The organism is Sporosarcina sp. P13 (assembly GCF_002743055.1).
Taxonomy (GTDB): domain Bacteria; phylum Bacillota; class Bacilli; order Bacillales_A; family Planococcaceae; genus Sporosarcina.
Map to the genome: position 1 here is coordinate 1 of NZ_PDYM01000047.1, position 22,291 is coordinate 22,291.

Below are 22,291 nucleotides of genomic sequence, written 5' to 3' on the forward strand. Positions count from 1 at the left end.
TCTTTGATGTTAGTTAGGGATTCAGTAAGTTCTAGACACTTCAATCCGCTTCTATATAAAGGGAAGTAATTTGTCATTGTACCCACTTCGGCGCTGGCGGATGGCTCCCGCAATGAGCCAGAAAGGAAGAGCAACTCTCTGTCTCATCGCTCCGCCTACCGCTTGTAAGGCGCCTTCGTTTGGTATGGGAAAGTGAGCGGCATAGCTCTTTGATGTTAGTTAGGGATTCAGTAAGTTCTAGACACTTCAATCCGCTTCTATATAAAGGGAAGTAATTTGTCATTGTACCCACTTCGGCGCTGGCGGATGGCTCCCGCAATAAGCCAGAAAGGAAGTGCGCCTCTCTGTCTTATCGCTCCGCCTACCGCTTGTAAGGCGCCTGCGTTTTATGAGTGGAAGTAAGTGGCACAGTACTTTAAAGTCTAAAAGTGAGTTTTCTATGTACCAAAGCCTACTAAAGCTACCTTGTACTCAAAAAAGCGAAGGCACAACTGCGGGGTCGGCCGAAACAAAGAGACGGCTAGCGTCCTTTGCTAGCTGGCTCTTTGTGGGAGGCAATCCCCCACGTGCCGCAGCGATGATAGGAAACCGACCTTTACTTACTTCAGTATCGAAAAAGAGTCGAGTAACGCCCCAACACAAACTGGTTTTCCAAAGTACAGAAACCCATCCAATCTACATTGTACTCAAAAGCGTAGGCACAACTGCGGGGTCAGCCGAAGCCAGGAGACAACTAGCGTGAACTTTCGCTAGCTGGCTCTTTCTGGGAGGCAATCCCCCACGTGCCGCAGCGATGATAGAAAGCCGACCTGCACTAACTTCAGTATCCTAAAAAAGTCGAGCAACGCCAAAAAAGAGCTGTAGCAGAAAGTTATAACTTAACTTCTTGCACAGCTCTATTTTACACACTTTATATCTTCTTAAACACTAACGAAGCATTATGACCGCCGAAGCCTAAAGAGTTACTCATCGCATACGTAATATCCGACCTACGCGCTTCGTTCACCACATAATCCAAATCACATTCAGGATCTGGCGTTTCAAAATTCGTTGTCGGAGGAAGAATACCTTCCTGCAACGCCTTGACAGTGAAAATCGCTTCAATTCCGCCAGCCGCACCGAGTAAATGACCCGTCATGGACTTTGTCGAACTCATTGCCAATTTATACGCATGATCACCGAACACTGTTTTAGCCGCGATCGTTTCAAACAAATCATTATACGGCGTACTTGTACCATGTGCGTTAATATAACCAACTTGTGTCGGCTCAACTCCTGCTTTAGCAAGCGCTTGACGCATCGCGCGAGCGCCACCTTCTCCACCTGGTGCAGGTGCAGTAATATGATGTGCATCACCAGTAGAACCATAACCTACGAGCTCAGCATAGATTTTCGCTCCACGTTTCACCGCATGCTCATACTCTTCTAAAATTAGAATTCCAGCTCCTTCACCCATTACGAAACCATCGCGGTTCTTATCGAATGGACGAGAAGCTTTTTCAGGATCTCCATTTAGTGACAGCGCAGTACTCGCGATGAAACCAGCTACAGCAAGTGATGTAATAGGTGCCTCTGTTCCGCCTGTGATCATGATGTCTGCATCCCCACGAAGAATAACTTCAAATGCATCACCTATTGAGTTTGTACCAGAAGCACATGCAGTTACTGAACAAGAGTTAATTCCTTTTGCTCCCGTGATAATGGATACTTGTCCTGCAGCCATATCCGGAATCATCATAGGAACGAAGAATGGGCTCACTCGTCTATAGCCTTTTTCTTGGAACGTTAAGAATTGTGCTTCATGTGATTCCATTCCACCAATACCAGAACCGATCCATACACCTGTGCGTGGTGCCAGTTCTTCGTCTAAAACAAGATCCGCATCTTTCATCGCCATTAATGCGGACGCAACCGCATAATGCGTGAAACGATCCATTTTACGGGCATCTTTACGTGAAACAAATTGTTCGATATCGAAATCTTTAACCTCTGCCATCGCACGTACAGGAAATTTATCATGATCTAATCTTGTCATGATGTCAATTCCGGATTTCCCTTCAATGACTGCTTTCCAAGATTCTTCAGCTGTATTACCTACTGGTGATACTCCACCGATTCCCGTTACCACTACACGTCGTTTTTCCAAAGCTAAACTCCCCTTCTATTATTAACTTTTATTCGGTCGGTCGATTGTTTGTTTACTTACCCCATTTTATACATAAGCCGCCCCATGTCAAGCCGCCACCGAATCCTACTAAAACTATAATGTCATCGTCTTTGACAAGTCCTTCTGCCAAATCATCTGTCAATGAAATTGGAATAGATGCTGCAGATGTGTTGCCGTATTTATGAACCGTACTTGACATCTTTTCAATTGGTAAACCTAATCGCTCACGTGAAGCTTCCATAATGCGGATATTTGCTTGGTGAGGAACTAGATAATCTACATCGTCTTTCGTCAAGCCAGCTTTTTCTGCTACAGAAACCGCCGTTTCTCCCATCTGACGAACTGCAAACTTAAATACTTCACGACCATTCATCTCGATAAACTCTTTACGGCAAAGATGTTTACCACCTGCACCATCTGCACCTAGTTCGAATGAAAGTATTCCTCTTCCTTCACTTACTTTCCCTACAACTGTAGCGCCTGCGCCATCGCCGAATAATACCGCAGTGTTGCGATCTTCCCAATCGACTATTTTTGATAGCTTTTCCACACCTATCACCAAGACATAATCATATGCACCAGATTCGACAAACTGCTTTGCCGTTACAATACCATAAATAAACCCTGCGCATGCTGCCGATATATCCATCGCCGCTGCATTTTTTGCACCTAAACGTTCTTGTACCATCGTCGCAACAGAAGGGAATGTATAATCCGGTGTTACCGTCGCAACTAGAATGAGGCCTAGTTGATCTGGTTGGATATCCGCTGCTTCGAGAGCATCTTTAGCCGCTTCATATGCCATATCTGATGTATCTATAGTTTCGTCAGCAATTCTACGCTCTTGAATCCCTGTACGTGTACGGATCCATTCATCAGACGTGTCTATTCTTTTCTCTAAATCCGCATTTGTAACAATTGTTGGTGGGACATACTTGCCAATCCCTAGAAGCCCTGCTCTCATTTCATCTACCCCGTTCCTTGTCATCTATTATTAGTACCTGGTGTTAATTATAAAAGAAAATCGCGTTTTTTTCAATAAGAGGACACTTTTTCGTCAAAAGTTCTGTATATTATCATTTCATCGTTCGTATGGGCTATGATATGATATAGTTTGAAATAGAATATTCGAGGTGAAAATCATGCACTATATTATGACATTTGTTTGGTCTTTCCTATTAGTAGCGATGTTAAACTACGTTGCTGGTTCAATCGGTGGCACTCAATTTGACTTTATGGCGGGCGTTACCGTCTCTATCGTTTTGGCTGTATTTGTACTGATTATCACAGCAGTTATTCCAGATGAGTCTCCAGCAGACGTTTGACATCCAAAAAAGCGTACGAACTGCTTATCAGTTCGTACGCTTTTTATTTATGCGGATTTTACAATCTGGACAACTAATTGCCCATCTTCCATCGTTACGTGTATTTGCTCACGTTCTTGCAATCCACCCTTAATCACTTCTTTTGCAACCTTCGTCTCTACATATCGCTGGATAAAGCGTTTCAATGGTCGTGCTCCGAAATCAGCATCTGCACCTTCCTTTACAATCCAATCGACAACGTCCTCATCAAATGCTAACGAAACATCCTGTTGTTCTAAACGTTTTTCCAAATCTCCTAACATTTTACGAGTAATCGATTTGAATGAATCGACAGTTAATGAATGGAAAATGATAATATCATCCATCCGGTTCAATAGCTCAGGCTTGAAGTGTCCACGTAAAGCAGCCATGATTAAGTCTTCCTTCGCATGTTCATCATCTTCCAAATTATTATCTAGCAAATATGCAGAACCGATATTCGATGTCATGATGACTACCGTATTCGTAAAGTTCACTAAACGACCTTGGCTATCCGTAATCCGTCCATCATCCAAGATTTGAAGTAAAATATTCGCCACATCGGGGTGTGCCTTCTCGATTTCATCCAACAAGATGACTGCATATGGATTACGACGAACGGCTTCTGTTAATTGACCGCCTTCTTCATAACCAATATATCCTGGAGGTGCTCCGACAAGACGAGAGACACTATGTTTCTCCATATACTCCGACATATCAATTCGAACAAAATGATCTTCCGAATCAAATAATGTAGCTGCCAATGTCTTCGCTAATTCTGTTTTACCTACTCCGGTCGGTCCTAAAAACAGAAATGATCCAATCGGTTTATTCGGATCTTGGATACCTGCACGCGCACGCCATACGGCTTCTGTTACAAGTTGCACTGCATTATCCTGTCCAATGACACGCTCTTTCAATGTTTCATGCAAGCGCAGTAATTTCTCACGCTCACCTTCAACAAGCTTCGTAACTGGAATGCCTGTCCAACGTGCAACGATGGATGCTATTTCTTCCTCTGTCACTTCTTCACGCAATAAACGAAGTTCCTGATTACCTTCCATTGGACTTTCAAGTGCTTTTAATTCTTTTTCCAACGTTGGAATTTTGCCATACTGTAATTCAGCGGCTTTATTTAAGTCAAAGCGACCTTGTGCTTCTTCAAGCTCTCTACGGTAGCGATCAAGTTCTTCACGCTTGCTTTGAACAATTTTTAACGCTTCTTTTTCTGTATTCCACTGCTCACGCATATCTTTTGACGAATCTTTCAGTTGCTGCAACTCTTCACGCAAAGTTACTAAACGAGATTGGCTCATAGAATCTTTTTCTTTACGTAAGGCTTGTTCTTCAATTTCCAACTGCATAATACGACGAGTCACAGCATCTAATTCTGACGGCATCGAATCGATCTCCGTACGAATCATCGCACTCGCCTCGTCAATCAAATCAATCGCCTTGTCGGGCATGAAACGCTCTGTTAAATAACGATCAGATAATGTCGCTGCTGCAACTAACGCACGGTCGTGAATTCGTACACCGTGATGTAATTCAAAACGTTCTTTCAACCCACGCAAAATAGAAACCGTATCTTCAACAGAAGGTTCTCGCACCAACACTTGTTGGAAACGACGCTCAAGTGCTGGATCTTTCTCGATATACATCCGGTACTCATCAAGCGTAGTTGCACCGATACAGTATAATTCACCTCTTGCAAGCATCGGCTTCAACATATTTCCCGCATCCATCGCGCCTTCCGTTTTACCAGCACCGACAATAGTATGGATTTCATCAATGAATAAAATAATTTCTCCTGCACTGTCTTTAACTTGTTTCAAAACACCTTTCAAACGTTCCTCAAACTCCCCACGATACTTTGCACCTGCAATCAATGCGCTCATATCTAGTTCGAAAATTTGACGGTCTTTCAATCCTTCGGGTACGTCTCCTTTTACGATACGTTGGGCTAATCCTTCCACAATCGCTGTTTTACCAACACCCGGCTCCCCAATTAACACGGGATTGTTTTTTGTTTTTCTAGATAAAATTCGAATAACGTTTCGTATTTCTTCATCCCGGCCAATGACCGGATCCATTTTACCATTTTTCACTTCATCTATAAGATTACGACCGAATTGCTCAAGCGGTGTGCGTTGATCTTCTTGTGTGCTATCCATTCTCATAAACATCCACCTTTCATTTGTTTGACTTTGACTATCTTTGATTAATTTAATTATAGTATGTTTTTTGACAGAAGTAAATTGTTTTGCTCAGGATCAAAATCTATTATTTCAGCGATCTGTTCAAAAAAAAAAACGCTTGTATAATACAAGCGTTGCAAGTGGTAGAAAGACAATTTGGTTAGTCGTGAGTTACTTTAAAATTGGTTCAAGGCTTAATGCAAAGATGTGCTTCCAAAGCTACACTTATGTACGCAAATGCCGTACTACTTTGAGGCAAGTAAACGCGTCCGCCTGGAACGCAGCGAAGCGGTAGCCTTCCACTCAACCATTCATTTATCTATAAGTAGTAACTAGTTATACTAATTTTCTTGGTGCGACTACGACCCCGTCTTCATCTGCATAGACATAATGGCCAGGCGTCCATTCAACGTTACCGAAGTGCAATACTTCATCACGTTGACCTTCGCCACGTTTGATACTTTTCACTGGCATGCTTCCAATTGCCATGACACCAATTTCTTGTGTGCCCAGATCTGCTGTATCACGTGCGCAACCGTAAATAATCACACCTGCTAGTTTACGATCTTGCGCGATTTCACCGAGCATGTCCCCCATCAATGCACAGCGTTTTGAACCGCCACCGTCTACAACTAATACATTACCTTCTGGAATTGTCTGAAGTGCTTCTTTCACCAAGACATTATCCTCGAAGACTTTTACCGTAGAAATTGGGCCCGAGAATCGTTTATGTTTCCCGTACGACTGAAACTCCACCGTACATACTTGTAATTCATTGATGAAATCATCACACAAATCTGCTGTTTTTACTGACATTTCCCTTTTCCCCCTAGTACATTCTATTTGACGCTACATGGTTACTATTCGACATTTTTTTGCAATTCCTTTTTTTATCGAACTGAAAGATTACATGAAAAACTATACTGCACGCAGTAAGGTTTCTAAGTGTCGACAAAAGACTTGGTAATCAAAGTGATTTCCAAGTCTTTTACAATTCTTATAGGATAGCTTGGTTGTGGGATGGAATTGCGCGGTTGTGGGATGGAATTGCGCGGTTGCAGGATCGATTCGCGCGGTTCCGGGATGGAATTGCGCGGTTGCGGGATCGATTCGCGCGGTTGTGGGATGGAATTGCGCGGTTAAGAGATCGATTCGCGCGGTTCCGGGATGGAATTGCGCGGTTAAGAGATCGATTCGCTCGGTTCCGGGATGGAATTGCGCGGTTGCAGGATCGATTTGCGCGGTTCCGGGATCGGTTCGCGCGGTTCCGGGATGGAATTGCGCGGTTGCAGGATCGATTCGCGCGGTTACGGGATGGAATTGCGCGGTTGCAGGATCGGTTCGCGCGGTTGCAGGATCGGTTCGCGCGGTTCCGGGATGGAATTGCGCGGTCATGAGATAGATTCGTGCGGCTCTGGGCTGCGAAAGTTGCTGAAGCCGTGTCAGATTGCAACAGAAACCAACTTAATAGGTTCTCTAAGTCTAAAAATAAAAAGACTGTAGGTAAACTCCAATATTTCTGGTGTTTGCCTACAGTCTGAGCCATACTGCACGCAGTATGGTTTAACTTTCTTATCGTACGCCAAGTGCCATCTTCGCATAGCGTGACATATTATCGCGAGACCATGGTGGGCTCCAGACGATATTTACCTCTGTATCTTTTACTTCAGGAAGTTCCATTAACTCCTGCTTAATATTCGCTACGATTTGTGGCCCCATTGGACAACCCATGGAAGTCAATGTCATCGTAATTTTTGCTACCCCTTCATCAAGTAGCTCAGCGTTATAAACTAACCCTAAATTGACAATATCAATTCCTAACTCTGGGTCAATGACGTTTTCTAACGCGCCAAACAAATAATCTTTAATTTCTTCTGCGCTCATCAGAATGCTCCTCCCTAGTATGTGGTTCTTCTATCTTACCAACATACTACCTTGCAATCAAATGCTGTGCAAGCCAATCGACTGCAGTTAGCATTCCAGAACGTGAAACAGCATGCCCCGCTTCTTCTTCAGACACCCACCGAAGACGCTCTGGACATCCATTGTACTGTTGCTGAATATCTACGTAAAATTCTTTCGTGAACTCGAAAGGTACGACCGTATCTTGTTCACCATGCCACATGAATAGTGGACGCTGATTAAGTCTGCTTGGATTTTTCGATAGATCGACTCGTTCAAGTGCATCAAAGAGTTTCTGGCGTTCAGCTGGTGTGACAGGTAGTTCACGGCCTCCGCGTTCTGCATACGCAATTTGCCCTGTAGCGAGACGCACGAATGCCGGTGAACCCATCATGACCGAAGCTGAATCAATCCAGTCATAACTTGCCAAACACCCAAATGTCGTGATACCGCCCATTGATGTACCGCCCATACCAATTTTCGTCTGTTCATCTACTAGATTTCTTTCCCGCAACTCTTCATAAAGCATGCCAGCCTCTTGAATAGAAGTTAAGACAATTTCCCAAAAATGCAACGACAACTGGAATTTATCCATCGATTCTGAACGTTCTCCATGCAACATCGCTTCTGGTAAAATGACACGCATTCCTCGCCTCGCTAAATTATAGGCATAGTGCAAGTTATGTTCTTTGGCGCTAGTGAAGCCATGAAAAAACATCACGACCGGAACATGCTCTTGCTCCTTCAACTCCTCAACAATATGAAGTACAGGGATATTTTTCCACCGTTCTGTGCGTATAATCATTCCAATTCCCCATTTCTGACAATCCTATACTATTATTTTAGGATAACAACATCTTTTATAGAAAACAAAAATAACAACTTATCGTTCGTTTTTTTGACTTACTTGATCCATAAGGGATAAACTATGAAGACATAATAGACCAATTTTATAATACTTATACTGGTAGGAGAGGATTCGTTGAAACGACATTTAATCGTTTTGGACTTAGATGGTACGTTATTAACAGATGAAAAAGTGATTTCACCTAAAACAGAAGAGACTCTGAGAATTGCTGCGTCACAAGGTCATCACGTGATGATTGCCACTGGTCGTCCTTATAGAGCAAGCGAAATTTATTATCGCCAACTAGGATTGACTACACCGATCGTTAACTTTAATGGTGCATTTGTTCACCATCCAAAAGACCGCTCTTGGCAAACCATTCACGAACCTATTGCATTACCTGTCGTCAATGAGGTCGTCGAAGCGATGCAGAACTTCTCCGTAGAAAATATCATTGCAGAAGTGATGGATGATGTCTACGCACAATACCATGACGAACGATTCTTGGATATCCTGAACTTCGGTAATCCCCTCATAACGGCGGGCGATATCCGAAATTCATTGAAAACAGACCCAACAAGCTTACTTATCCAAGCCAATCCACTAACCGTTGATCCGATACGCCAACATCTTCAAGACATCCATGCAGAAGTCATAGATCATAGACGTTGGGGGGCGCCATTTAATATTGTAGAAATCGTCCGCCACGGTCTTAACAAAGCCGTCGGTATTCATGCAGTATCTAATTGGTTAAACGTTCCAAAAGACCGCATCATCGCATTTGGCGACGAAGACAATGATCTAGAAATGATAGAATATGCGGGAGTCGGCGTTGCAATGGGTAACGCCATCGACGGATTGAAATCAATCGCAAATGAAATTACATCTACTAACAATGAAGACGGTATTTCACTCATTTTAGAAGACAGACTTTCTTTAAACAAACTACATGTCACGTAAGGGGGAAACTATATGAAAATTTTTGCTGATAGCGCGTGTGACCTACCATTATCTTTCTTTGAAGAAAACGAAGTAGAACTATTTCCGTTGAGCGTACTACTAAACGACAAAGAATATGAAGATATCCTAGAAATCAATTCCTCAGAAGTATTTGATGCCATACGTCGAGGACAGCAACCAAAAACTTCACAAGCCTCACCTGACAACATGTTGAACACTTGGTATGATCTCGCTACGTCCGGTGAAGAAGGCATCTACATCGCCTTCTCCTCACAGCTTTCAGGTACATACCAAACAGCTGTCATGACGAGCGAACAAGTAAAAGAACAACAGACTTCTTTAAATCTCGTCATTATAGACTCAAAATGTGCTTCACTCGGCTACGGTTTACTCGTCAAAGAAGCCGTGCGACTACGCAATGAAGGGTGTAGCGTGCAGGAAATCGAACAGCAAATTCGATCCATGGCAACACATATGGAACATTTATTTACCGTAGAGGATCTAGACTACTTAGCAAAAGGCGGACGCGTTTCTAAAGCGAGTGCGTTTATCGGCGGTCTTCTCAGTATTAAACCTTTACTTCACGTAGCAGATGGCAAGCTCGTACCAATCGAAAAGCATCGCGGCCGTAAGAAAGTATTGCGTCGCATGATCGAAATGCTAGAAGAACGCGGAAGCAACCTAGAACAACAAACAATCGCCATTAGCCACGGAGACGACTTGACGTCTGCCAAGGAGTTCAAAGCGATGATCGAAGAGGTCATCCAACCAAAAGCAATCGAAATCCACCAAATCGGCTCTGTCATCGGCTCCCATGCTGGACCTGGTACACTTGCATTGTTTTTCTTGAACAAAATAGAATAAAGTAAAAAAGCCAGATTGCCTGTTTGCAATCTGGCTTTACCTATGTTTACTTCTAGTCTTTTGAACTGTTTACTACATCATTATTACGGTTTTGTTTCCCTTTACGTATAACCGTAAATACGAACAATAAGAATATTATAACGACTAACAAAGATGCGATTAAATATGGCGTATTGAATCCTTCATCATCTTCCACTAGATAAATCTCTGCAAGTTCTCGTTCAACTACAATATGGTATTCATTGTCTTTCGTTTGCTTGATCAAGTCCTGCGCTAGCACGCCACGAAGCTTTTTTTTCTCACCGATTTGAGCAGGATCTATTTGGAAGCTTTTCAATTCAGATGTGTTATTAATCGCTATGATCCACTTCTCTTTTTCAGAAGAACGTTCAAAGACGATAAATCCATCATCGTTATGCAACATAGTAAAATCGCCCGTTCGTAATGTTTCTGAGCCATTTCGAAGCGTATTAAGATCGCCAATCCAGTCATGCAATTCCATATCTGTCTTAAAGTTGAAGAACGGATGGGATTCCGGTGCTTCTTTACCGTTTACTGCAATCTCTGTTGCATAAGGTGTCAATGGAACACCAGGAAGCATGAATTGTGCTGTGGTTGCTATTTTCCAACGTGTTGGTGGGAACTGACGTAACTCGACCATCTTGTAAGTGAAGCGTGGTCCTGTCAAATCATCTAACTGTAGTAATTTCCCCGCATCATCGTTTGAAAACGTATTTAGCGCAGAGGAATCCGGATCCACTTGAACGAACGCGTCTTGTATAGCTTGACTACGGTCTTCCGCTGGCATGCTGTCGAATGCGGCATTACTTGGCTGATTCGTAATAACGTATAAGCCTTCCTTCGCATCCTTAAGTGCAGTGATCATCTTATCCAAAAACTCCGTGTCCGCTCGATCAAGCTTCGTCAAACGAATACCGTCCACTGAATAGTCACTTACAAATTGGACAGCTGCAGCAATTAGTTGATCCTGCGTTTCTGTCTTACTTACATCCCAATCAATCGTTCCTTGATCAGCAGGGATTGTTGGCAATTGTTTTGCCCAGACGTGATCTGCGCTAACTCCACCTAATGGAAAGTCTGCCATAACCTTTAGCTTATTGGCATGCAGTTCAGCAATCAATTCACTGAATTCTTCTGTTGTACCAAAATGCGGTTCGATCTTCGAATAATCCAATACTTGTTTTCCGTCATAAGATGCGGTCTTAAAAACCGGTCCTACGGAAATCATCGTAAATTGCATATCCAAAATGTGTTGCAATCTGTTGCTGATGCCTGCAAAATCCCCACCATTAAAAACGCTAGGATCTTTCGCGTTAACATCATAATCATTTGATCCTAAACCATTATTGAAACGGTCAACAAGTAAATCATAAATACTCTCATCACTGAATGTAGTTTCAGCGGCATACGTGATTGGTTGTGCTATAAATAGGGCGAGCATACAAGCCGCCAGTAGTCCGGTAATTCGTTTCACTATAGTAAATCCTCCTAATGCAAACTCTTTTATTAGTTTATCAAACGGCTGAACGGTGTGCCATTCTTTCTTACTAAAACAACTTTTGCTAGTCGTAAATACGGCAATCTTGTGAAAACCCATGAATAACAAAGCACATAAAAAAGCAGGGGAAGAATTATACGAATTCCTCCCCTGCTTAATGCTATGATTCATTTATCATCTTCCAAAAAGAACTTTGGATCTCGCTGTTTACGCGCACTTACTTTAACAGAGACCGCAAACATCGCCATCAATAAAAGGATAACTAGTAGAAATATCCATCCAGTTTGTGATTCCATTTGCAAGCCTCCAGTTGTCATATATTACGCGAAAAAGTTAAAGCCAAGTGGTAATTTGAAACCGACAAATAACGTTGCCAGCAAGAACACTACAAATAGAATCCACATAAACCCTGTGTTCTTCCCTTTATTCCCACGAACTAGCACCATTTCCATAAATCCGATCGTTAAAAGACCTAGAACGAATTTAATTCCGTACAGCATAGAGTCAAGAGACATATGCACAAAGAATAACGCTGCTCCTGAGATGATGATCAAAATATAGAACAAACGCAAAATCATATGTGTAATCTTTTTGCCCTTTGTTCCTTTAGCCATACTAGCAGAAACTAAAAATACTACGATTGCCACTACCCATGTAAAAATATGCATATGAGTCGTATCCGTTAAAAAACCCATTGTTGCCACCTCATTTTAATCTATAGTCGATTGATATTTTACCATAGCTATCCATCGACTACTATTCAATTGCTTATAGTCTAGTAAATCCAGGGCAAACTTATTCGAATCGGTTAACTAATGTTCCAATTCCTTCAATAGATACTTTTACCGTATCGCCTTTTTTCAAATACGCTGGCGGTGTCATACCTTTGCCCACACCCGCTGGAGTACCCGTCAATAGGACATCTCCTGCTTCAAGCGTGACATATTTAGAGATTTCTGCGATTAATTCATCAATTTTGAACAACATAGCAGATGTATTGCCATTTTGACGAACGTCATCGTTCACTTTCGTAACGAGTGACAAGTTTTGTGGATTTGGAATTTCATCTTTTGTTACGACGTAAGGACCCATTGGACAAGAACCGTCTAAGCTTTTACCTAAGAAAAACTGTTTATGTTCAGTCTGTACATTACGTGCAGTAATGTCGTTAGCAATCGTATAGCCAAACACATAGTCATATGCTAGTTGTTTCGGAATATTTTTTCCTGTCTTACTAATAACGACAGCCAATTCCCCTTCGTAATCCAAAGAATCAGTTACGTCCGCATGGATTGGAAGCGTCTGCTCATCTCCTGCAATCGCTGTAGGTGATTTTGTAAATAGCATCAGTTTTTCTGGTGCTTTTGAGCCCAATTCTTCTGCGTGATCTGCATAGTTCTTACCAACACACAACACGTTTTTAGGCGTGCGTGGGATCGGAGAAAGCCATTCGATTTCAGTAAATGCATGTTTATAATGCTCTACATCTCCTGATGCTTCTGTTTTCTCCACTAATTTACGAACTAATTCAACGAAATCTAGACCCAATGATACCGCCTCAATCATTGTTTTAGGAAAGTCAGCTTGTTCTTGTGCTTCAGCCATAGCTAACACGTTCCACACTGCTTCCTCACGTTTTACTTTTGGTCCGAATAAAGTCTGCCCTTCGTAACGGAATGACAATAGTTTCATTTGATTGCCCAACCCTTCCCATGTGTATTCACATACTCCTATGTTACGACAAAAACTACATTTTTTCCTCTTTATTCATAAAATTCTTTCTATAGGACAACTTACGCCAAATAAATTCCAGCGGCCCCATACGGAATTTGGACAGCCATGCTTGTGCAAAGATCAGTTGAATCGCAAAAACTCCAACTGCAAGCATCGTGCCTGTCTCTATATCTACCTTACCATAGAGTCCCGCTCCATATGAATAAAATATCATCGTTGCGATAATGGACTGCATAATATACGTCGTAAACGCCATCCGTCCAATGGTCGCAAACGGCTTCGTGATGATTTTCAAAAATGGTATCTGCCAGAGCAACATGAAGAGCGCTGCATAACCAATCGCAAGTACGGGGCCACCAAACAGCGATTGTACAAGAAAGATATTTTCAAATTTTGGTGCATCCCAATAGGGCATACTTTTCAAAATCACACCTGACGTGATGAAGAATACCATCACAGCACCTAACTTCCACTTCATCGCAAACATCTTCTCGATAATTTTCCATTTAGAAAACGCCGCACCGAGCATCAGTAAAGGCAAAATAATCACGACAGCTGTGATGGAACCAATCAACTGGAACAACATAAATTCGCTCGCTCGAAATGCGAAAATCTCTCCGAACGTCCCTTTAGCATAAGCAGAAATCGCCAACTCAATTCGTTGAATATCCACAAAGCCATCCAATGCAGCGTTCGGTTTCATATTGCGGCTAATTGTTAACACAATATACACCAACAACGTCGGTACGAGATAAAGCACTAATGCAAGCGATAACAGCCACTTCTTAGGTATTCGTACAACCGCGATCATGACAAATCCCATCAACGCATATGTGAACAAAATATCACCTGACCAAATGAGCAATGCATGAATAAGTCCAAATACCATTAACAAGCCAAGACGTCGTGCCATAAAAGGTGCAAATAACGTCTGATTCTTTAGCGACTTCTCGTACTGCATATTCATCCCATAACCAAACAACATCGCAAATAATGGATAAAAACTTGCTTCGATAAATATATCGATCCATCTAAATGTCGCCTGTTCACCGGGCGCTGAGAACCACGAATACGGATCCATATACGCGTAAGGCGAATGAAAATGCAGCATATTTGCAATAAAAATTCCAAGCAATGCAATACCTCTTAAAAAATCGAGTCCTTCAACCCGTTCTGTAAGAGGTGTAGGAGTTAACTTCAAACTTTTTCCTCCTGTAATTTAATAGTTTTTGCCCCATCAAATAAATATAGGAGCATCTCTTTGATGTCAATCGAAAGAATTGATTCTAGTACCAGTTTATATAGATTCAACTGCGTACCGTAACGCGTTTGCATCTCCTTAGCAACCGCCACGTCCGAAGTGAATCCACGGACACTATCTGTTTTATAATCGACAAGCACCCATTCTCCATCTTCATGGAATAGACAGTCTGCAATACCTTGCAGTAGCTGAAATTCCCCTTGTTCCGCAGGTAGCGCGTACGTGAACGGCATTTCACGCAACACTTCAGCGGCTTGTTGCATACGCTTGCCTAAATCTGTTGCGTAGAACATCACAATTGCATCAGTATCAATCGCAGTTGCTTCCTCTTTCGTCAACAACTCACGAGACACCAATCGTTCTACAAATTCTTTAGCCTGTGCAGTAGTTAGCGACTGCTTCAAATCAAGATGTTGCATTACCGTATGCATCGCAGTTCCAATCTCCGCCCTTGTCAATGAACGTTGCTGTAAAAATGAAGGGCGGTCATGAAGGAATGACGGTCTACTAGCGATATTAGGTTTATACTCTTCAAAAGGATCCGCGTCTCCACGTTCTAGCTCTAGTAGGGCCAATCGCTTCAACTCACTAACCGACTGCTTAGAAGACATTTGTACCGCATGAGCATATGGATAGCGTGTTTGAAAGCGACCACGAACCGCTTTAACTAATTCTGGATCGGCTTCAACCGTTTCGCTGTCGAGCGGAATCCAGTCATATACATCCATAGTATCGGAGCTTTGGAATGCAGAAAACGGGTACGCATTCACTTCCCAAGACGATGGATCATCCATTAATTCTCCTCCAGCGGCTTTGCCGAACTTTCCAAAATCGAGATGACGTGCTATCGCAGGACCAATCCAATCCAAATAACCGGTTGCTCGCGAACGTTTATATTCCGGTAAGGGGGCTGTTTCATCTAGCAGTTGCGCTTCTTGCCACTGCGTCATCGTCTTTTCTATGTCTTTGACGGAAGCTATTAACTCCAGGTGCTCCTTAGCACGCGTCATCGCTACGTAGAGCACACGCATTTCCTCTGCACGCATTTCTAGCTCCTTCTTCTCTTTCACTGCTAAAAACGGCAATGACGTGAATGTGATGCGCTTATCCGGATCAATTGCTTTAACCGCCAATCCAAAGTGCTGATCAAATAAATACGGATTATGGAAGTCCATTTTATTAAATGGCCGCCCCATACCCGCTAGAAATACATAAGGAAATTCCAACCCTTTAGACGAGTGAATCGTCATAATGCGCACGACATTTTCCTTTTCACTCATGAAACGCGCTTCGCCAAGATCATCTCCGCGCTTTTGCATACGATCGATAAAGCGGAGGAAACGGAATAATCCACGGAAAGAAGTCTTCTCATAAGCCATCGCGCGGTCATGAAGTGCACGTAAATTCGCTTGGCGTTGCTTACCGTTCGGCAAAATTCCAACCATTTCATAATAATACGTATCTGAATATACTTGCCAAATTAGTTCAGAGAGCGAGCCATGTCTTGCCATATTGCGCCAATCTTCTAAACGTATTAAAAAGCGTTGTAATTTTTCTTGAGTCGTCGAATGAATACCCGCACCGCCTGTTTGTACAAACGTTTGGAGCGCTTCGTAAAATGAAACATTCCGATTGACTAAGCGAATTTGAGCCAGTTCATTTTCTGTCATCCCAACAAATGGTGCACGTAGTACGGATACGAGCGGAATATCTTGATATGGATTGTCGATGACGCGCAAAGTATTAAGCATAATCATTACTTCAATCGCATCAAAGTACCCAGAAGACAACTCTACATAAACGGGAATACCCGCCGCTTTTAGTTCATCTGCGATTTCACTCGACCACGTCATGGAACGCATTAGAATCACTATATCCCTATACTCCAATGGACGTTGTTTGCCACTAAACGCATCCGAAACTTGTTGCTGATCTGCTTGCCACTGCTTAATCTTCTGCGCGATGAAACGTGCTTCCGCTTGCGACTTCTTCAACTCTTGCTGCGCTTCTTGCTCTTTCGAAAACTCTAGGTCTTCTTCATTCTCATACAGTACAGTCAAGCCTGCCGATACGTCTTTTTTAGGATATTGCGCCCCATACTTCAATGCTGCCGCTTCATCGTATTCAATTTCTCCGACACGCGTTCCCATAATCTGTCTAAAAATATAGTTCGTTGCGTCGAGCACTTCTTTACGGCTACGGAAATTGGCATTCAAGTCGATTTTCAACCCTTGCTCCTGCACATCTTCTGTAAAACGATCATACTTCCCTAAAAACAGCCCCGGTTCAGCTAGACGGAAACGATAGATCGACTGCTTGACATCACCGACCATGAACAAATTGCCATCTGCTTCATCGCCTTGTTTGATCAATTGTAAAATGGCTTCCTGCAGGAAATTCGTGTCTTGGTATTCGTCCACAAGTACTTCCGCAAAACGACTTTGATAATCTCTTGCGATATCTGAAGGTACCATCTCGCCATCTTGTTCTTGCGATAAAATTTGTAGCGCATAATGCTCCAAATCCGAGAAGTCAACGAGACCTCTCTCTTCCTTCAACGCTTGATAACGCGCAGCGAAGTCCTCGACTAATCCGACCAACGTATGCATCAATGGAGCCATCAAGCGTATCTCTTCAAGCAACCTCGCGGGTGTACGCGTAAAATACGTTTCTTTCAGCGTATTAATAATCTTTTTAACTGAATCACGCATTGCCTTGCCACGTTTGGCCAATTCTTCATCGCACGTATCTTTCTTAATCGTTCCTGCCTTGACCCATTTCAATGTAGCAAAATAAGCATACGCATCTTCCCAACGACCATCAACGACATGCGCTAATGCTCCGTCAATCCAAGCCACATCAGCTTTTGCTGTATCTAAAAGTGGCAAAGGGCCTTCATTCATTTCCGCTATGCGCTGTAAATCTAACGCAACTGTTTTCGCTTCCTCCAACGTATGACGAATCGCTAACTTCAAAGGTTCAATGAATGATAGACCGTCAATCGTCGCATCCTCCCCAATTTCATACTGCTCGGGAATGAGCTTTAACCATTTCGCAGGATTAGGATGAACACGCGAATAGTCATAAAGCTTATCAATCAGCGTCTCAATCGCCTGGTCATTACGGTCAGCCGTAAAACTATCACTTAGACGATAGATCGCTTCAGGATCCTCTTGGCTATAACTATCTTCTAGTACTAAAGCGATCGTATCATCGCGTAAAATAGCCGCTTCTGTTGGATCCGCAATTCGGAATCCTGGATCTACATCTAAAACATACGAATACTGCCGTACAACCTGTAAACAAAACGAGTGCAATGATGAGATTTGCGCTTTATTCAGCAAGTTGAGTTGTCTGCGTAAATGAACAGAAGAAGGATCATTAACAATCGCTTCTTCCAGCGCACTCGCCATCCGATGACGCATTTCTGCCGCCGCCGCATTCGTAAAGGTCACGACAAGGAGCTGATCAACATCTATCGGATGTTCTGTATTCAATACTTTTTCTATCATCCGTGTAATAAGGACCTTCGTTTTACCTGAACCTGCCGCGGCAGAGACAAGAATATCTTTACCTGACGCATGAATCGCTCGCCATTGTTCATCCGTAAACGTCTCATGCGCCGGCTTATCGGGAATTCGCATCTGGATCTATCTCCTTCCGCATCTTTTCTAATGATTCTCCTGGCTTCAACGCCGCGTAGTTTCGAGTAGGCTGTGTTGCGTCGGTCTGGTCGAACTGGCAAATCGATTGGTACGAACAAAACGTACATGGCATATGCTCTTTCAAACGATATGGATAGACCCGCGTATCCCCAGACAACATGCCGTCCCCTGCCTGCTGATGCCGTTTCCGTACGAATGAACGCATCATATTCAAATCTTCCGGCGGCACCACTTTCGAAGTCGAATAAAACGTACCATCTTTTTTCAAACGTGCCGGTATAATCAATGATTCGCTTTCCAGCTGTTCATCCATACCAAGCGCGACTTCTGCATCCTCGACAATATAGCCTTGCATTTTATACGACTTCAGCAACTCTTTTTCCACTGCGTCTTTTGACAATTCCTTCGTCAAACGCAACATCGGATTATGAACATACATGTACAATACGCCCGCTGGATCTGCATAGACACCAAGCCAATCTTTCGCATGTTCAAGCGCAACGTCTAAATACGTCAACATCTGCAACGACAGACCATAATACACTTCCGTTAGATCAAGTGCACGTGCAGACGATTTATAATCAACAACACGTAAAAACGTCTGATCATCTTTCTTCATCGTATCAACTCGGTCAATGCGTCCCCTAATATGCATCTGTTGACCATTCTTCAAATGAATTTCAAGCGGTGCAATCTCTTCATTTGGACCAAAGCCCGCTTCAATCGCAATTGGCGTGAAACGTGAATTGCGTGCTTGTGACTGCAATGCACGAATCGTCCGCTGAATAATTTGCATCAACTTACGCTGGATATACGCATAACGCTGACTCGACAATAAAATTCGGTGGAAGAACTTCGGCGTCAACGCATCAATGGCTTCTCGCCCAAGTTGCCAGCATTGTTCTATCGTTAGTTCTGCCCAAGACAAACCTTGACGCATCACTTCATCGGATACCCATTTCAGCGCGGCGTGGAATAAATCCCCGATATCTGGCGCTTCCAATTGGAATTCGAAGCGCTCTTGTAGTCCAAGCCCATACGTCGTAAAGTGTTGGAATGGACAACTATAATACGATTCAATTCGCGACACACTCGTCGTGAATGAAGAACCGTATAACCCAGTCGTCAGTTCCGAATCAAGCATCTCTGTTTTCTGACGTTTCAACGCGGGCTGCACAATGGACTGAATAATGGACGACCACAGCGGATCTTCTTTGTAGTACGCAAGAACCGCCTGCCATTCCGGCACAATTTCATCATGTGAATTCGCTTGGCGCATGACGCGTACAGCGTAGGATAACGCTACTTCCGGATGCTCAATATATGCCATTTTATCTTCTGCATCTGGCAATTCCGTTGGTTCAATAACCGCCAACTCTAGCGGAATGCCTGATGAAATTTGCTGTAGTCTCGGTATATAAAGGGAGGGAATGAGTGCTTTTCCTTCTTCATCCGCAATTGGGTAACTCACTGTCAAGCGCTCGCTAGCCCCTGTAAACGCACGGTACGCCATATAGGATTCTCGCATCAACTGCATTTTAGAAGTTGGCGCGAGTGTGATGCCTAGTTCACTGAATAGTTCACGATCTCCGTCAGACAATAGACCTTCCCGATCATTACGTAGCGGTAAGACACCTTCATTGGCACCAAGGACGAACACAGCCTCAACATCCATCGAATTAAATAGCTCGACTGTCGTCACCGTTACTTGATCAAGAGAAGGTGGAATCAATTTGAACTCCAGTGTATCGAAACCTTCATCCAAAATTTTAATCGTTTCCGTGACGGGTAGCTTCTTGTCACCGAACATTAGCACGAACTGATCAAGTACATTAATCCAACTATTCCATGCTTGTTCATGTTCAGCCGCTGCTTGCAATCGATTTTCTAGTTGCTCATCTTGTTGTAACTTGACCATTTTGTCATAGATGTGTAGCGACTCCATCGCAAAGAACAACGCTTCCGCCACATCCCGTCCAGTTTCAGCCTCTTTCAACTTCTCTTGCAACTGGTTAATCGGTTCACGTATCAAATCACGTGTTTCCGCAAACTCTGCCTGTGTTGCCAGCTCTTCATCGGTTTGAACGGTACGAATCATCTCTAAGCCACGGTACCTACTTACCTTCCAGCGCTCTTCATCCAACCAACGATTTCTGCCGTGAATTCCTTTCGCAAGAACAAAATTCTCTAGACGATCCGCTCGCTCCCGCCACACCCGCTTATCTTCATTAGCAGGGAAAAACAAATCGGTCTTGACCGCACGGAACACTGCCTCATACGACCAATCCGTCCGAACCGCTTCAAGTAATGAACGTGCAAATTCGATTAATGGGTGATGTAGCATCGGTTTCTTCTGACTGATAAAAACCGGAATATCATATTGCGAAAACGTCGTCCGGATCAATTCGTCATAAACGTCAGGTTGTCGATAGAGCACTGCCATCCCGCGATACCGTTTACCTTCGCGTATCATCTTTCGAATCGAACGCGCCACCGCATGGACTTCTGCCCGACGATTAGTCGCTTCGATTATTTGGATATGACCATCCGCCTTTCTCGCTTGTGGCGGATAGCGATCAAACTGCGCTTCTAAATGAATTAATTCTTCATTTGCAAATCGTTGCATCTCCGTTAAATGAACTCGTTCTTCACTAGCAACCGATTCATTGTGTGCGATTTGTTGAAGGGTTACGTATTGTTGTTCCGCTGTATAAAATAATTCATGTTCGCCACTTTGAATCTGATCTTCCATCGGCAACACAACCGTCACACGCTTCGTGTATTTCATCAATTGCGTAATAATGGTATATTCTTGCGTCGTAAAATCTCCGAAACCATCTATGTAGACGGAAGCTTCTTTCAGCCACTCTGCGTGCTCTATTTGCTCAGCTAACACATTCAACTGTCCTTCACTATCCATATACGTCGTACCGAGTTTTTCTTCAATCTTCGCAAGCAACAGCTCTAAATCATGCGCCTTATCCCGCAAAATCCGTGGCGCTTGTTTATCTTCAAGTATAGTCGTTAACTGAGCGAACGACTGCTGGTCTATACAATATTTGCTGAACTCTTTCATAATGTCACTAATCTGCTCAGCGAATCCGTGTTTTGACGCAGCTTGGCGGAACAGTTTAAACGAATCTTTATTTTCTTCTAGCACACTACGGACAAGCATGCGGTAACCAAAGCTATCTACCTCTTCGCGCGTAATGCCCCCTACTTCCTGTAGCACGCGCCAAGCTAGTCGCTTAAACGTCAACACTTGTGCACGAATCATGCCCGTCAAGCCAAACTTCACGGACAGACTATACTCCATCGAATAAGACAACTGATCGGGCACGATGACGATAATCGGAGCCCCCATCGGCCGCACCTTCAGCTCCTCCGCAATTTCCCGCTCAATAAAAGTCGTCTTCCCCGTTCCAGAACGACCCGTAACTAAACGCAACGTCATCTCCTTCTCCTCCTTTCAAACCTGTAATATACCTAGTAAATTTATTTGGGCTAGTAGTTCTGGATTTAAATCATAGATAAGTTCTAGACACTTTAATCCGCTTCTGAATTTTGTTAAGTAATCATCACTGTACTCACTGCGGCGCTGGCGGATGGCTCCCGCAATGAGCCAGACAGGAAGACCGCCTATCTGTCTCATTGCTCCGCCTACCGCTTGTAAGGCGCCTTCGTTTTGTGAGTGGAAGTAAGTGGCATAGTACGTTGAAGTTAGTAAGGAATTCAGTAATTTCTAGACACTTTGATCCGCTTCTGAATTTTGTTAAGTAATCATCACTGTACCCACTTCGGCGCTGGCGGATGGCTCCCGCAATAAGCCAG

The 22,291-nt window shown here is 43.3% G+C and carries 18 protein-coding genes; 4 read left to right on the forward strand and 14 right to left on the reverse strand.

The features are described 5' to 3' along the window. Positions 1–910 precede the first annotated feature (910 nt). Positions 911–2,146, reverse strand: a complete 1,236-nt coding sequence (gene fabF, locus CSV79_RS15145) for a beta-ketoacyl-ACP synthase II (protein ID WP_099689885.1) — start codon at positions 2,144–2,146, stop codon at positions 911–913. 52 nt (positions 2,147–2,198) lie between these two features. Beyond that, a complete protein-coding gene (locus tag CSV79_RS15150; protein ID WP_099689886.1) occupies positions 2,199–3,131 on the reverse strand; it encodes a beta-ketoacyl-ACP synthase III in 933 nt (310 codons plus the stop codon). Positions 3,132–3,309: 178 nt separating this feature from the next. Between CSV79_RS15150 and CSV79_RS15155 the strand changes: the two genes are divergently transcribed. Continuing rightward, a complete protein-coding gene (locus tag CSV79_RS15155; RefSeq protein ID WP_099689887.1) occupies positions 3,310–3,492 on the forward strand; it encodes a YjzD family protein in 183 nt (60 codons plus the stop codon). A gap of 47 nt (positions 3,493–3,539) precedes the next feature. Here CSV79_RS15155 and CSV79_RS15160 read toward each other — a convergent pair whose 3' ends face one another. Together CSV79_RS15160 and rraA are read right to left on the reverse strand one after the other, a co-directional pair. Beyond that, complete coding sequence (locus tag CSV79_RS15160) at positions 3,540–5,696, reverse strand: ATP-dependent Clp protease ATP-binding subunit (protein WP_099689888.1); 2,157 nt, start codon at positions 5,694–5,696, stop codon at positions 3,540–3,542. Positions 5,697–6,044: 348 nt separating this feature from the next. Further along, positions 6,045–6,524 (reverse strand): ribonuclease E activity regulator RraA, encoded by a 480-nt coding sequence (rraA, locus tag CSV79_RS15165; RefSeq protein ID WP_099689889.1) that lies wholly within the window; start codon positions 6,522–6,524, stop codon positions 6,045–6,047. A 199-nt stretch (positions 6,525–6,723) separates the two neighbouring features. Between rraA and CSV79_RS15170 the strand changes: the two genes are divergently transcribed. Then, on the forward strand, positions 6,724–7,110 hold the full coding sequence (locus CSV79_RS15170; RefSeq protein WP_143560592.1) for a hypothetical protein: 387 nt from the start codon (positions 6,724–6,726) through the stop codon (positions 7,108–7,110). A gap of 170 nt (positions 7,111–7,280) precedes the next feature. Here CSV79_RS15170 and CSV79_RS15175 read toward each other — a convergent pair whose 3' ends face one another. Both CSV79_RS15175 and CSV79_RS15180 read right to left on the reverse strand, forming a co-directional pair. Beyond that, complete coding sequence (locus CSV79_RS15175; protein WP_099689891.1) at positions 7,281–7,592, reverse strand: metal-sulfur cluster assembly factor; 312 nt, start codon at positions 7,590–7,592, stop codon at positions 7,281–7,283. A 46-nt stretch (positions 7,593–7,638) separates the two neighbouring features. Continuing rightward, positions 7,639–8,415, reverse strand: a complete 777-nt coding sequence (locus CSV79_RS15180; protein ID WP_099689892.1) for a prolyl oligopeptidase family serine peptidase — start codon at positions 8,413–8,415, stop codon at positions 7,639–7,641. A 177-nt stretch (positions 8,416–8,592) separates the two neighbouring features. On the opposite strand from CSV79_RS15180, the gene CSV79_RS15185 reads away from it, so the two are divergent. Both CSV79_RS15185 and CSV79_RS15190 read left to right on the forward strand, forming a co-directional pair. After that, the gene (locus CSV79_RS15185; protein ID WP_099689893.1) at positions 8,593–9,417 is read left to right on the forward strand and encodes a Cof-type HAD-IIB family hydrolase; all 825 of its coding nucleotides are present in this window, start codon (positions 8,593–8,595) and stop codon (positions 9,415–9,417) included. 12 nt (positions 9,418–9,429) lie between these two features. Beyond that, on the forward strand, positions 9,430–10,281 hold the full coding sequence (locus CSV79_RS15190; protein WP_099689894.1) for a DegV family protein: 852 nt from the start codon (positions 9,430–9,432) through the stop codon (positions 10,279–10,281). Positions 10,282–10,333: 52 nt separating this feature from the next. On the opposite strand, the gene CSV79_RS15195 is transcribed toward CSV79_RS15190, so the two are convergent. The 8 genes from CSV79_RS15195 to CSV79_RS15225 all read right to left on the reverse strand — a co-directional run bounded on the left by CSV79_RS15195 (position 10,334) and on the right by CSV79_RS15225 (position 22,112). Further along, a complete protein-coding gene (locus CSV79_RS15195; RefSeq protein WP_099689895.1) occupies positions 10,334–11,776 on the reverse strand; it encodes an alpha-amylase family glycosyl hydrolase in 1,443 nt (480 codons plus the stop codon). A 191-nt stretch (positions 11,777–11,967) separates the two neighbouring features. Further along, the gene (locus CSV79_RS17340) at positions 11,968–12,096 is read right to left on the reverse strand and encodes a hypothetical protein (protein ID WP_255407458.1); all 129 of its coding nucleotides are present in this window, start codon (positions 12,094–12,096) and stop codon (positions 11,968–11,970) included. 24 nt (positions 12,097–12,120) lie between these two features. Continuing rightward, the gene (locus tag CSV79_RS15200) at positions 12,121–12,495 is read right to left on the reverse strand and encodes a YisL family protein (RefSeq protein WP_099689896.1); all 375 of its coding nucleotides are present in this window, start codon (positions 12,493–12,495) and stop codon (positions 12,121–12,123) included. 100 nt (positions 12,496–12,595) lie between these two features. Beyond that, positions 12,596–13,492 (reverse strand): fumarylacetoacetate hydrolase family protein, encoded by an 897-nt coding sequence (locus CSV79_RS15205; RefSeq protein ID WP_099689897.1) that lies wholly within the window; start codon positions 13,490–13,492, stop codon positions 12,596–12,598. A gap of 55 nt (positions 13,493–13,547) precedes the next feature. After that, the gene (locus CSV79_RS15210) at positions 13,548–14,735 is read right to left on the reverse strand and encodes a DUF418 domain-containing protein (protein WP_099689898.1); all 1,188 of its coding nucleotides are present in this window, start codon (positions 14,733–14,735) and stop codon (positions 13,548–13,550) included. Next, positions 14,732–18,439: a helicase-exonuclease AddAB subunit AddA gene (gene addA, locus CSV79_RS15215; protein ID WP_099689899.1), complete on the reverse strand. Its 3,708-nt coding sequence runs from the start codon at positions 18,437–18,439 to the stop codon at positions 14,732–14,734. The genes CSV79_RS15210 and addA overlap by 4 nt, the downstream gene beginning before the upstream one ends. Continuing rightward, positions 18,423–21,914: a helicase-exonuclease AddAB subunit AddB gene (gene addB, locus CSV79_RS15220; protein ID WP_099689900.1), complete on the reverse strand. Its 3,492-nt coding sequence runs from the start codon at positions 21,912–21,914 to the stop codon at positions 18,423–18,425. Before addB ends, addA begins: the two co-directional genes overlap by 17 nt. A gap of 15 nt (positions 21,915–21,929) precedes the next feature. Then, positions 21,930–22,112 carry a hypothetical protein gene (locus tag CSV79_RS15225; protein WP_099689901.1) on the reverse strand — a complete coding sequence of 61 codons (183 nt, stop codon included), beginning with the start codon at positions 22,110–22,112 and terminating at the stop codon, positions 21,930–21,932. Positions 22,113–22,291 lie beyond the last annotated feature (179 nt).